11 protein-coding genes are annotated in these 12,343 nt (G+C 62.5%); 4 read left to right on the top strand and 7 right to left on the bottom strand.

The genetic code is table 11. The features are described from left to right. Positions 1-11: 11 nt before the first annotated feature. The 3 genes from IPK09_08845 to IPK09_08835 form a co-directional block, all read right to left on the bottom strand. Positions 12-428 (bottom strand): hypothetical protein, encoded by a 417-nt coding sequence (locus IPK09_08845; protein ID MBK7983723.1) that lies wholly within the window; start codon positions 426-428, stop codon positions 12-14. 124 nt (positions 429-552) lie between these two features. Continuing rightward, entirely contained in the window at positions 553-2,064 is a 1,512-nt protein-coding gene (locus tag IPK09_08840; protein MBK7983722.1) for a YifB family Mg chelatase-like AAA ATPase, read from the bottom strand. A gap of 154 nt (positions 2,065-2,218) precedes the next feature. Beyond that, on the bottom strand, positions 2,219-2,518 hold the full coding sequence (locus tag IPK09_08835) for an accessory factor UbiK family protein (protein MBK7983721.1): 300 nt from the start codon (positions 2,516-2,518) through the stop codon (positions 2,219-2,221). A gap of 320 nt (positions 2,519-2,838) precedes the next feature. Here IPK09_08835 and IPK09_08830 point away from each other — a divergent pair, with 320 nt between their 5' ends. The 3 genes from IPK09_08830 (at position 2,839) to IPK09_08820 (ending at position 5,056) form a co-directional block, all read left to right on the top strand. Next, the gene (locus IPK09_08830; protein MBK7983720.1) at positions 2,839-3,177 is read left to right on the top strand and encodes a P-II family nitrogen regulator; all 339 of its coding nucleotides are present in this window, start codon (positions 2,839-2,841) and stop codon (positions 3,175-3,177) included. Positions 3,178-3,238: 61 nt separating this feature from the next. Beyond that, positions 3,239-4,591, top strand: coding sequence for an ammonium transporter (locus IPK09_08825; GenBank protein ID MBK7983719.1), 1,353 nt, complete (start codon positions 3,239-3,241; stop codon positions 4,589-4,591). A gap of 126 nt (positions 4,592-4,717) precedes the next feature. Further along, positions 4,718-5,056 (top strand): P-II family nitrogen regulator, encoded by a 339-nt coding sequence (locus IPK09_08820; GenBank protein ID MBK7983718.1) that lies wholly within the window; start codon positions 4,718-4,720, stop codon positions 5,054-5,056. 61 nt (positions 5,057-5,117) lie between these two features. Here the strand turns inward: IPK09_08820 and speE are convergent, their stop codons facing one another. Beyond that, positions 5,118-5,978: a polyamine aminopropyltransferase gene (speE, locus tag IPK09_08815; protein ID MBK7983717.1), complete on the bottom strand. Its 861-nt coding sequence runs from the start codon at positions 5,976-5,978 to the stop codon at positions 5,118-5,120. A 32-nt stretch (positions 5,979-6,010) separates the two neighbouring features. Between speE and speA the strand changes: the two genes are divergently transcribed. Further along, a complete protein-coding gene (gene speA, locus IPK09_08810; protein ID MBK7983716.1) occupies positions 6,011-7,915 on the top strand; it encodes a biosynthetic arginine decarboxylase in 1,905 nt (634 codons plus the stop codon). A 79-nt stretch (positions 7,916-7,994) separates the two neighbouring features. Here the strand turns inward: speA and IPK09_08805 are convergent, their stop codons facing one another. The 3 genes from IPK09_08805 to IPK09_08795 all read right to left on the bottom strand — a co-directional run bounded on the left by IPK09_08805 (position 7,995) and on the right by IPK09_08795 (position 12,329). Then, positions 7,995-9,413, bottom strand: a complete 1,419-nt coding sequence (locus IPK09_08805; protein MBK7983715.1) for an HDOD domain-containing protein — start codon at positions 9,411-9,413, stop codon at positions 7,995-7,997. Between the two features lie 166 nt (positions 9,414-9,579). Further along, on the bottom strand, positions 9,580-10,548 hold the full coding sequence (locus tag IPK09_08800; GenBank protein ID MBK7983714.1) for a hypothetical protein: 969 nt from the start codon (positions 10,546-10,548) through the stop codon (positions 9,580-9,582). Next, entirely contained in the window at positions 10,545-12,329 is a 1,785-nt protein-coding gene (locus IPK09_08795) for an arginine--tRNA ligase (protein MBK7983713.1), read from the bottom strand. Before IPK09_08795 ends, IPK09_08800 begins: the two co-directional genes overlap by 4 nt. Positions 12,330-12,343: the final 14 nt, after the last annotated feature.

Here is a 12,343-nt window from a genome sequence, read left to right as displayed (position 1 = left end):
ATCGGTTGCCATCACAAAAACCGTAAATACGCTTCCAGCACTTTCAGGGTGTAGGCGTCAGCGCCGTCGCTGCGATAGCGCTCTGGTTCGCCGGTCAGCCACCAGGCGGCAGCGCGTTGTACGGCGACGATTTCGTTTTGGTCGCTGGCGGCGAACTGATCGCGCAGCACGCCGTCCATCACGCAAACCAGCACCTGACGGGCCAAGGCTTGATCGGCGGCGAACTGTTCCGGGCTGAGTTCCTGGTTCAGACAAACCTTGGACCAGCGTTTGATATTTTCCGGTTTGACCTGCCAGTCGCCGTACAGGCCGGCGTCGGGCTTGGCCTCCGGCGCGGACAGCCGCAACGCCTCGACCAGCGCCGCCACCTTGGCTTCGGAAACCTGGGCCTGCACGGAGAACGCGGCGATCCAGAGCAACGCCAACAGCCCCCACCCCGACCGCTGGCGCAGCCGAGCAAACCGGGCTGCTGGACTCGACCGCAAACAGTTAGCGTGGCGTGGCATGGCATTCTCACTGGTGACAGGACGGATGGCTATAGGGTAGACGATCTCAGCGAAGGATCGTTCGGTCCAGCGCGCGGTAGCTGAGCGCTTCGGTGAGATGCGGGGTTCGGATGTCTTCGCTGCCGGCTAGATCGGCGATGGTGCGGGCGACTTTGAGGATGCGGTGATAGGCGCGCGGCGACAGCCCCAATCGTTCCAGCGCCTGTTCCAGCAAGCGGTGATCGCCCTCGCCCAGCGTGCAGTAGCGTTCGATCTCGCGGGTTTTCAGGGCGCTGTTGGGCTTGTTGGCGCGGTGCAGTTGCCGGTCGCGGGCGGCGCGGACGCGGGCGCGCACCGTGGCGCTGGTTTCCTCGGGCGTCTCGCCGCGCAACACCCGGTGAGCCAGGCGCGGCACCTCGATATGCAGGTCGATCCGGTCCGCCAACGGCCCCGAAATCCGCCCCCGGTAACGGCGAATCTGTTCCGGCCCGCAGGCGCAACGCCGCTCGCTGTCGCCCAGATAGCCGCACGGGCAGGGATTCATGGCCGCCACCAGTTGAAAGCGCGCGGGAAAATCAGCTTGGCGGGCGGCGCGGGAGATGGTGATTCGTCCCGATTCCAACGGTTCGCGCAGCACCTCCAGCACATGCCGGTCGTACTCTGGCAGCTCATCGAGAAACAGCACGCCGTGGTGGGCCAGCGAAATTTCGCCGGGTCGCGGCTGGCTGCCGCCCCCGACCAACGCCACCGCCGACGCAGTGTGATGGGGTGCTCTAAAGGGTCGAATACCCCATTGCGCCAAATCCAGTCCTTGCGCGCTGACCGAAGCGATGGCGGCGGTTTCCAGCGCTTCCGCTTCGCTCAGCGGCGGCAGGATGCCCGGTAGCCGGCTGGCCAGCATGGTCTTGCCGGTGCCGGGCGGACCGATCAGCAGCAGGTTGTGACCGCCGGCGGCGGCGATTTCCAGAGCGCGCTTGGCATGGTGCTGGCCGCGCACCTCACTGAGATCGCGCTCCAGAACGGGTTCCGGCGTCGGCTGGGGCCGAGCGGCGGGCGGTTGCAGGGCGGTTCCGGTCGCCAGATGACGGCAAACCTCCAGCAGATGGGCCGCGCCCAGCACGGCCACAGTGCTGACCAGCGTCGCTTCGGCGGTATTGTCGTGCGGCACCAGCAGCGTTCGTCCGGCAGCGCGGCAGGCCAAGGCAGCCGGCAGCACCCCACGCACGGAGCGCAGTTCGCCGCCCAAGGCCAGCTCGCCGAGAAATTCGTACTGTTTCAAACGCTCCCGGTCGATTTGTCCCGAAGCGGCCAGAATGCCGAGCGCGATGGGTAGATCGAAGCGACCGCCTTCCTTGGGCAGATCGGCCGGGGCCAGATTGATGGTGATGCGGCGGCTGGGGAATTCGAGCTGGCTGTTCAGCAACGCGCCTCGAACTCGATCCTTGCTTTCCTTGACGGCCGCTTCCGGCAAACCGACGATGAACAGCCCCGGCAAGCCGGCCGACAAATGCACCTCCACGCTCACCAGCGGCGCGTGGATGCCGACCTGAGCGCGGGTATAAACGATGGCGAGGGACATGGGGAGCCTGTGGTGCGTCCGCCGGGCCGGCACTTCTTGGATCGCCGCGCTCGGCGGGTCGCCGCCAGCAGCGCATTGCACTCATTTAGTGCGGTGTGATGGGCGCTCCAGAGAGCGAACGGCTGGCCGCGCGGTGGGGCGCATGGGGGGTGGATCAACCATCACCTTCGGTTTCGCCCGATTTTTCAGCACTTTTGCGCCGTTTGCCGATGCTGGCTTTCGCTTCCAGCTCCGCGACCTGTTTTTCCAACTCCTCCAGCTTGGCGCGGGTGCGGGCCAATACGCCCTGCTGGACCTCGAATTCCTCGCGCGTCACCAAATCCAGCTTGTTAAAGGTGGCTTGTAGGGCGGCATGGATGTTCTTTTCCATGTCTGCTTGGAACTGGCGGAAGCTGGACGGCAGGGCTTCGGTAAAGCGTTTGGCCAGATCGTCGAAGGTTTTGGGGTCGATCATCATGATTTCTCCAGAGTATCCAGCATGGTGAATTTTAGTTTAACGGGATTTTCCGGTTTGTGGACGGCAATCTATTGCACCAAATAAGTGCATGGCGCGGCGCGCGGGCCGGGTTGGAGCTACAACGAGTGCGAAAGATGGCGGAACTTTAAAATAATTCAATTAATATCAATTATTTAATTAGATGGCATGTAATGTGCTATGCGGTGTCGACACCTTTATTGGTTATTGTTGGTGCTGGCGCACGGAGATGCTGGAAACGCTGGGACAACGGGCCGTGCCCTTCGCCGGATTTTTCAAGTTATGGGAGATTGCAAGGTATGAAGCTGGTTTCCGCGGTCATCAAACCATTCAAGCTCGACGATGTGCGAGAAGCGCTCTCGGAAGTAGGCGCGCAAGGCATTACGGTCACCGAAGTCAAGGGGTTCGGCCGTCAGAAAGGGCATACCGAATTGTACCGGGGTGCGGAGTACATCGTGGACTTTCTGCCCAAGATCAAGATCGAGGTCGGTGTCTCCGACGACCTGACCGAGCGGGTGATCGAAGCGATCACCCGCTCCGCCAACACCGGTAAGGTCGGTGATGGCAAGATTTTCGTCTACGATCTGGAAAGCGCCGTCCGAATCCGCACCGGCGAGTCCGGGCCGGAAGCGTTGTGAAGCAATCCTGCATTTGACTGGTTTAACCGATGACTGGAGACATCCCCCGATGAGCAGAGCGATGCAGGTAGTCAAAAACGGCGGTTTGGGGTTGCTGGCGACGCTGGCCCCGACGCTGGCGCTGGCGCAAGAGGCCGTCAAACCGGAGCTGAATTCGGGCGACACCGCCTGGATGCTGACCTCGACCGCCCTGGTATTGTTCATGACCATTCCCGGCCTGTCGCTGTTCTACGCCGGCATGGTGCGCGCCAAGAACGTGCTGTCGGTGATGATGCAATGTTTTGCCATCACCGCGTTGGTGACGGTGCTGTGGGCGCTGTACGGTTACAGCGTGGCGTTCGATGCCACCGGTATGACGGCGGGTACCATCAACCTGAATTCCTTCGTCGGCACCTTGACGAAAGCCTTCCTGAACGGCGTGACCGTCGACAGTTTGTGGCAACCGGTGAGCACGGTGGCCAACGCCATCCCGGAAACGGTGTTCATGACCTATCAAATGACCTTCGCCATCATCACCCCGGCGCTGATCGTCGGCGCTTTCGCCGAGCGGATGAAGTTCTCCGCACTGTTGCTGTTCATAGGGTTGTGGCTGACCTTCGTTTATCTGCCGATCGCGCACATGGTCTGGGGCGGCGCGGGTTCGCTGATCGGCAGCAATTGGGGGGTATTGGATTTTGCCGGCGGTACGGTCGTCCACATCAACGCGGGTGTCGCGGGTTTGGTGGCCTGTTTGGTGGTCGGCAAGCGCAAGGGTTTTCCGCACACCGCGATGCCGCCGCACAACCTCAACTTCACCCTGATGGGCGCTTCGATGCTGTGGGTGGGTTGGTTCGGCTTCAACGCCGGCAGCGCGGTGGCGGCCAACGGCAGCGCCGGAATGGCGATGGCGGTCACCCAGATCGCCACGGCGATGGCGGCCCTGGCGTGGATGTTCTCAGAATGGCTGGCGCACGGCAAACCCAGCGCGTTGGGTATCGCCTCCGGCGCGGTGGCCGGCCTGGTGGCGATCACGCCCGCTTCTGGCACCGCCGGACCGATGGGGGCGTTGCTCATTGGGTTGGTGGCCGGCGCGGTGTGTTTTTTGGCCTCCACCAAGCTGAAGCGGGCGCTGGGTTACGATGACTCCTTGGATGCGTTCGGCGTACACGCCGTCGGTGGTTATATCGGCGCCATTCTGACCGGCTTGGGCGCCGACAAGATGATGGGCGGCGTCGGCTTGGCCGAGGGCGTGACGTTGGCCGATCAACTGCTCGCGCAGTTCAAGGGCGCCACCTTCACGCTCCTTTATACCGCTGTTTTAAGTTATATCTTGCTTAAGATCGTGGATGTGCTGGTCGGATTGCGAGTGACCGAAGAGCAGGAAACCGAAGGTCTGGATATCGCGTTGCACGACGAACGCGGCTACAACCTGTGACAGTCAGGGCGGCCGGCCGGTCGCGGAGTTCGGCCGTCCGCCTCCGACACATCGCACGCGATGCCGGATTTCGGTTATAGTCCGGCCCAGTCTTTCTTTGAATCAAGCGAACGCTAGAGGGCAGCCATGAAGTTAATCGCCGCAATCATCAAACCGTTCAAACTGGACGATGTGCGGGAGGCCCTATCGGGTATCGGCGTGCAGGGCATTACCGTAACCGAGGTCAAGGGGTTCGGCAGGCAGAAGGGACATACCGAACTGTACCGCGGCGCCGAATACGTGGTGGATTTTCTGCCGAAGGTCAAGCTGGAAATCGCGGTGGATGACGGCTTGGTGGACAAGGTGGTGGAAGCCATTTGCTCGACCGCCAACACCGGCAAGATCGGCGACGGCAAGATCTTCGTTTACGATCTGGAACGCGCGATTCGAATTCGCACCGGTGAATTCGGCCCCAGCGCCTTGTGAGCGCGCCGTGAGGCGCGGCCGACAGGCGGAACCGCCGGCGCCGGCCTCGCGTTTTTAGCGCTCAAAGTCCCGCCAGCGCCCGCCGCATGAATTCCGGGATGGCCAGCGCGGCGCGGTGGATGTCAGCGTTGTAGTAGTCGGTGGCGAACGCTTTGGCGGCGGCGTCCGCCTCGCGAAAGTCGGCGACCCGGCCGGCCTTGCGGGCGAGGGTGGCGCTCCACCAGCCGGACGGATAGCCGCATTGCGGAAAATGCAGGGTATGCGTGTCAGCGAAACCGGCGGCGCGCAAGTTCCGGTGCAGCGGCAGCAGGATGCTGTCGAGATGAAACAGCGGTGATTCGCTCTGCTGGACCAGCACGCCGTCCGCGCTCAGCGCCCGGTGGCAGTCGCGGAAAAAGGGTTCGGCGAACAATCCTTCGGCGGGTCCGATCGGGTCGGTGCTGTCGACGATAATCACCTCGTAAGCACCCGCCCCGGCATTTTTCACCCAAGCCAGACCGTCATCGAAACGCAGTTGCGCCCTTGGATCGCCGTTGGCCGCGCACAGTTCGGGGAAATAACGCTCGGCGGCGTCGGTGACGGCTCGGTCGATGTCGATCTGAACGACGGTTTCGATACCAGGATGCTTGAGCGCTTCCCGCAGCGTGCCGCAGTCGCCGCCGCCGACGATCAACACCCGCCTGGGATTGGGATGCGTGAACAGCGCCGGGTGCGCCATCATCTCGTGATACAAAAAATTATCGCGAGAAGTCAGCATGATGTAGCCGTCGATCACCAGCAAGTTACCGAACCCTGCGGTGGCGTAGACGGCGATGTGCTGGTGCGGGCTCCAAACGTCGTGCAACTTGCCTTCCAACTTGAGCGAGAAGGCGGAGCCGGTCGCGGGGTGGATTTCGGAAAACCAGCTATGATCCAGCGTCACGTCGGAACCCTTGTTGCGGAGGATAAACGGCAGTGAACGACGAGCGGCAGCCACCGCCGACCTGGACCGTGGCCCAGGCGCGCGAAGTATACAACACCGCCCGTTGGGGCGGCGGCTACTTCGACATTGACGAGGCCGGCCGGGTGCGGGCGCGGTCGCCGCGCTGGCCGAGCCATCCGGGGGTCGATCTGGCGGTTTTGGCCGAAGACGCGCGCGCTTTGGGCTACGGCTTGCCGGTGCTGGTCCGCTTCAGCCACATCTTGCACGACCGGGTCGATACCCTGTGCGACGCCTTCACCGCCGCCATTGCCGAACTGAATTATCAGGGTCGCTACACCGCCGTCTATCCGATCAAGGTCAACCAGCAGCGGCGGGTGGTTGGCGAGATCGTCCGGCACGGCGGCGCGCGGGTCGGGCTGGAAGCGGGCAGCAAGCCGGAGCTGCTGGCGGTGCTGGCCTTGTCGCCATCCGGCGGCGTGGTGGTCTGCAACGGCTATAAAGATCGGGAATACATCCGGCTGGCTCTGATCGGCCGGCAGTTGGGGCTCAACCTGTTCATCGTCATCGAAAAACTCTCCGAATTAGGATTGATCATCGAGGAAGCCAGCCGGCTTGGCGTCGCGCCGCAACTGGGAATGCGGGTGCGGCTGGCGTCCATCGGAGCCGGCAACTGGCAGAACACCGGCGGCGAGAAATCCAAGTTCGGCTTGTCGGCCAGTCAGGTGCTGGAGGCGATGCGGCGGTTGCGCGAACGGGGAATGCTGGAGCAGTTGGTATTGCTGCACGCGCATCTGGGCTCGCAGATCGCCAACATCCATGACATCCGGCGCGGCTTGCAAGAAGTGGGACGCTATTACGCCGATCTGTGGCGCTTGGGCGCTCGCCTGCAATGGGTGGATGTCGGCGGCGGTTTGGGGGTGGATTACGAGGGTACCGGCTCGCGCGGCGCTTGCTCGATGAACTACAGCGTGCGGGAATACGCCAACAACGTCGTGCACGCGCTGTGGGAAGCCTGCGTCGAAGCGAGCTTGCCGCATCCACAGCTCATCAGCGAATCCGGTCGGGCGCTGACCGCCCACCACGCGCTGCTGATCACCGAAGTCATCGACCACGAACCGATGCCTGGCGGTCAGTTGCCGCCCGCGCCGGGCGCTGGCGATCCGCTGCTGCTGCATCAGTTTTGGAAGGCCTATCAGAGCGTCTCGCGCGGCTCGGCGGTCGAGGCTTATCACAATGCCGCTCACTGGCTGGCGGAGGCGCGGGACTTGTACCTGCACGGCGTGTTGCGGTTGGAGCAGCGGGCCCGCGCCGAGCAACTCTATTTCGCCATTTGCCGCAAGCTGCGACCGTTATTGAATCCCACCGCCCGCGCGCATCGCGAATTGCTGGACCAACTGAACGATAAATTGGCGGAAAAGCTGTTCCTGAATTTTTCGGTCTTTCAATCGACGCCGGATGTCTGGGCGCTGGAGCAAATTTTCCCGATCTTGCCGCTGCAAGGGTTGAACGAAGCGCCGGCCAGCCGAGCGGTGCTCCAGGATCTGACCTGCGATTCCGACGGCTGTATCGAGCGCTACGCCGACCGCGAAGGAGTGGAGAGCACGTTGCCGCTGCCGCCGTATCAGGCCGGCGAACCGTATTTGCTGGGGATTTTTTTGCTGGGAGCCTATCAAGAGATTCTTGGCGATATGCACAATCTGTTCGGCGATACGGCTTCGATCAACGTGGAGCTGATTGAAAGTGGCCATCGCCTGGTCGAGCCGGCGCAGGGCGATACGGTAGCCGACCTGTTGCGCTACCTGCGTTTCGAGCCGGAAGCACTGCTGGCGGCCTATCGCGAAAAGATCGAGGCCGCCGCGCTCGATCCAGACCGACGGCGGGCTCATCTGGCGGAGCTGGCCAGCGGGCTGGCCGGCTCCACTTATCTGGAGCCCTGAGATCGGGTGGCCGCAACCGCTGAACAGCGGCTGCGGTAGCCCTTATGCCTTGCCTTGATGGAGGCGCGGAGACGGGCGCTCAGGTCTCTTTAGGCAGAGGTAACACCGCGCACAGCGTATCCAATTCCGCCATGCTGGCATGGACTTGGCCCACCGCCGCCAGCGCCTGTTCGCGGGTGATGCCGAGCGTGAACATGGCCAGCGCGGGGAGCCGGTTGTTATGTTCCTCGCCCAAGCCGACATAATGCAGCAGGCGATTGGCGATCAGCACCAGATTGGAGTATTCGGCGAAAGGATGGGTACCCTCCTCGCTGTGATGCCAGCGCACCGCCGAGACCACTTCTTCGGGCAGGTTCCAGGACTGCATCAACCAGGCGCCGATATGGCCGTGCTCGACGCCCATGACATAGCGCTCCGCATCGTTGATCGGGACATGCCGGTTGACGGCGAGAAAGCGGTTGAGCAGATAGAGGCGGGCCGGCAGGACATGCGCCAGCACCAGATAACCGAAATCGTGCAACAACCCGCTGAGATAGGCCAAGCCCGGATTCACGCAGGGCGGATCGGGAAGAAGCTTGACCAGTTCGCCGACGAGCGCGGCGCAGTAGATGCTGTGCTGCCAAACCGCCTGCAAGCCGACCGGACCGCCCGCCGGCATACGGAAGGTTTGAGCCATGCTGGAACCCAGTAAAAGAGCGAGCGTGCGGTCTGGTCCCAAGACCCGCTCGACGGCGGTCTCCAGCGAATCCACCGGGCCGTGAAAGCCGTGCAGCGGCGCGCGCGCCCAGTAGACGAGCTGGGCGGCGCAGCTGGCGTTCTGTTCGGCGAGTCGGATGATATCCTGGGTTGAAGGGGTTGCCTCGGCGCGCAGCGCCAGCAGCTGTTGTACGGTTTGGGGCACGGTCGGTAATTCGGTGATGGATTCCAAGCCAGCCCGCGTGGGTGCCGGTGTATAGCGGTTGGTCAGGCTGTTCAGGTTTTGAGGCGTGAGCGTCTGTTGGTTGGTCAGAAAATCCAGATCTTCGGCCGGAATCGCAAATTGCCCCCAGCGAGCTTGAGCCAGCAGGTGGCCGAAGTCGCTGGCTGCCATGTTGACGAGACAATCGCTGCTACCGCTTTCAAAAAAAATCTCCCCCTCGCCAGGCAGGCTGGTATCGACCAGCGCGGAAATGCCGAACGCGGCGGGTAAGGGGGGCCGAGAATCTCCCTTGCAGCCGCGAGTCTGAAAAAAGTTTAGCGTTTCGGCCCCGTACAGCGGTTCCAGCTCAAAGTCCCGCAACTGGCAAAGCAATGAGAAATCCAGCAGATGGCTGTAAGGCAGAATCGCCATCAGCAGTTCGTTTTTATCTTGCAGCAGGACCGCGCGCACGAGCCGACGGGTGGGTATGTCGAGCCTTTCCGCCACTTGGCCCAGGGCCTCGTTGGACGGATAAGGAATCAGCTTATAGGGAAACTGCTGCCGGTCCAGATAACTCCGAACGGAGTCGGGAAGGTTCATGGCAATATCCAAGTCGCGGAATTTTGAACAGCCAGACGTAACGTTATTATTATAGCTGTAGAAAGAGGTCAATATTAAGCAAATAAAGCGTCTGGATATCGGGCAAGCGCCGCGCCAGCAACCATAAGCTGTGCTAGGACCGAGCGGTTTGTCGGAATCGTTGGGATTATTCGCTTTTCACCGCAATCGCCGAACTTGGGCTGATCGGTTTGGCCGTTTGCGCCGGGCGGGCCGGGGCGTTGGCGGGTTTGGTCAGCCTGGGTCCACCGGCGGAGGTGGTGGTCGGCGTGGTGGCGTTGTGAATGGGACGGGCGGAGCGGGGGCCGCCGGCATCGGGCGGCGCGGTAAGATGGCGGATTGGCGCTATCGGCTTGGAGCTGCTGGAGGTCGGGCCGGTGGGTGTAGTCAGGTTACGAATCGGTGGGGTCGGCGCGGCGCGGCTGCCGGTGGTGGCGACATCGGGTTTGGCGGGGGTCTTCTTCAAGGTAGCGGGTTTGGTCCCGCTGGCGGCGGTGGTGGCGGCATCCGGTTTTGTGGCGGTCTTCTTTGACGTGGCGGGTTTGGTCCCGCTGGCGGCGGTTGCGGTGGCATCCGGTTTTGTGGCGGTCTTCTTTGACGTGGCGGGTTTGGTCCCGCTGGCGACCGGCGTAGCGATAGCTGGCTCGGTGGCGTTCTTTTTGGCCAGGGCCGATTTACGTGGGGGTTCCGAGAGCGCTTGCGCGCGACTGGCCGCCCGAGCGGCGGTACTGCGCGATCTGGACTCTTCCCGGCGAATATCGATTTGCCGCTTGGGGAGTTCGGTATAAAAGTCGTATTTAGGTTTGGGGGCGGCCGGTACGGTTTCAGCCACGGGTTTCGGCGTTGCCGATGCGACCGGCGGGCTGGCAGCCGACGGTCGACCGGCGGGAGGCGCGGCGGGGGCAGGATCGGCGGCGGTCGCGGCGGGGGCAGGATCGGCGGCGGTCGCGGCGGCGGTTGGCGCGCTTGGGTGTTGGCCGCCCTTTTTGATATAGGCCAGCAAACCACCGAACAGTCCGATCAGGACCAGCGTGACCATCAACAACCCATGCTGGCGCACCGCCTGACGGCGGCGCTGCCAATTGGAAGCGGGTTTGTAATCGCGACGGATGCTCACATGACCTCCGGAGCCGAAACGCCCAACAAGCTAAGACCGTTTTTAATGATTTGCCGCGTGGCGACGCTTAGGTTGAGACGGGCGTCGCGCAACGCATCATCCGTTACCAAGACCCGATGCTCGTTATAATACGTATGAAAGGCATTGGCCAGTTCTCGCAGATAATGGGCCAATTGGTGCGGCTCGTGCGCGAGTGCGGCCGCTTCGACCACTTCTGGATATCGGGACAGCGCCACCAGCAACAATTCTTCGTGCGGTTCGACCAGCAGCCCCAGATTGGCGTTGCCACGCGCCTCGTCGCGGCTTAGACCTTTTTCGCGCAATTGCCTGAGCACGCTACAAACCCGAGCGTGAGCGTACTGAATATAGTATACGGGATTGTCTTTCGATTGCGACTTGGCCAGATCGAGATCGAAGTCCAGATGTTGCTCGCTCTTGCGCATCACGTAGAAGAAACGGGCGGCATCGTTGCCGATCTCCCGGCGCAGTTCGCGCAAGGTGACGAACTCACCGGAGCGGGTAGACATCGGCGCCCGTTCGCCGTTGCGGTAAAGGATGGCGAATTGCACCAGTAACACCGCCAGGCGGTCCGGGTTTTCTCCCAGCGCTTGCAGCGTCGCCTTGATGCGGGGTACGTAGCCGTGGTGATCGGCGCCCCAGACATCGATCACCCAGTCGAAACCCCGTTCGAATTTTTCCAGGTGGTAGGCGATATCCGACGCGAAGTACGTCGTTTGACCGTTTTCGCGCCGCACCACCCGATCCTTTTCATCGCCGAAGGCGCTGGAACGAAACCACAGCGCGCCCTCTTGCTCGTAAAGATAACCGGCGGCGCGCAGTCGTTCGAGCGACTGATCGACCACGCCGCTGTGCTCCAGGGTGCGTTCCGAGTACCAGTGCTCGTAGACCACCCCAAAGTCCCGCAGATCGTCGCGGATATCGGCGAGGATGGTCTTGAGGCCCAAGTCGAAGATGAAGCCGTAACGGCGCTCGCCGAGAAGCGTTCGCGCGCGTTCGACCAGTGCGTCGATATAGGTTTCCTTATCGCCTCCAGCGACCTGATGGCCGGCTTCATCCTGAGTTTCATCCGCCGGCAGGCCCTGAAAAACCCGCGCCGACGGCAGCACGTAGGCGCCGCCGTGCTCGGCGTAAATCCGGGTGGCGATCTCGCGCACGTAGTCGCCCCGATAGCCGTTGCTGGGAAAAGTGAGCCGTTCGCCGCAGTGTTCGAGATAGCGCAACCAGATGCTGACGGCGAGAATGTTCATCTGCCGCCCGGCATCGTTGACGTAATATTCCCGGTGGACCTGATAGCCGATGGCGTCCAGCAGGTTGGCGACGGTGGCGCCGAAGGCCGCGCCGCGCCCGTGGCCGACGTGCAAGGGGCCGGTCGGATTGGCGGAAACGAATTCCACTTGCACCCGCCGGCCCGCGCCGAGCGAACCGCGACCGAAGGCATCGCCTTGTTCGAGAATGTCCGCGAGGATTCCGTGATAGGCGGTGGGCGTCAGAAAAAAATTGATGAAGCCGGGCCCCGCGATTTCCACGTTGGCCACGCGGTCGGACTCGGGGAGCGCGGCGACGATGCGCTCGGCCAACTCGCGAGGTTTGCGGCGCGCGGTTTTTGCCAGCATCAGGGCGATAGCGCTGGCAAAATCACCGTGAGTTCGGTCGCGAGCGCGCTCCAGCGGAATATCGGTCGGCGGCTCGCCCGCCAATAAGCCGTCCCGAAGCAACGCTTCGAGCGCTTGAGTCATCAGGGCTTGCAGGTGCGTTTTCAAAATAAAACCTTGCT

The organism is Candidatus Competibacteraceae bacterium (assembly GCA_016713505.1).
GTDB lineage: Bacteria > Pseudomonadota > Gammaproteobacteria > Competibacterales > Competibacteraceae > Competibacter_A.
Note: the sequence above shows the minus strand (reverse complement) of the source record. Positions and strands in the feature narration are given on the sequence as shown.

Bases quoted from the DNA above. Each gene is read 5' to 3' on its own strand.
- IPK09_08840 (MBK7983722.1), bottom strand. From the start codon at position 2,064: ATGTCCCTCGCCATCGTTTATACCCGCGCTCAGGTCGGCATCCACGCG.
- IPK09_08835 (MBK7983721.1), bottom strand. From the start codon at position 2,518: ATGATCGACCCCAAAACCTTCGACGATCTGGCCAAACGCTTTACCGAA.
- IPK09_08830 (MBK7983720.1), top strand. From the start codon at position 2,839: ATGAAGCTGGTTTCCGCGGTCATCAAACCATTCAAGCTCGACGATGTG.
- IPK09_08825 (MBK7983719.1), top strand. From the start codon at position 3,239: ATGCAGGTAGTCAAAAACGGCGGTTTGGGGTTGCTGGCGACGCTGGCC.
- IPK09_08820 (MBK7983718.1), top strand. From the start codon at position 4,718: ATGAAGTTAATCGCCGCAATCATCAAACCGTTCAAACTGGACGATGTG.
- IPK09_08805 (MBK7983715.1), bottom strand. From the start codon at position 9,413: ATGAACCTTCCCGACTCCGTTCGGAGTTATCTGGACCGGCAGCAGTTT.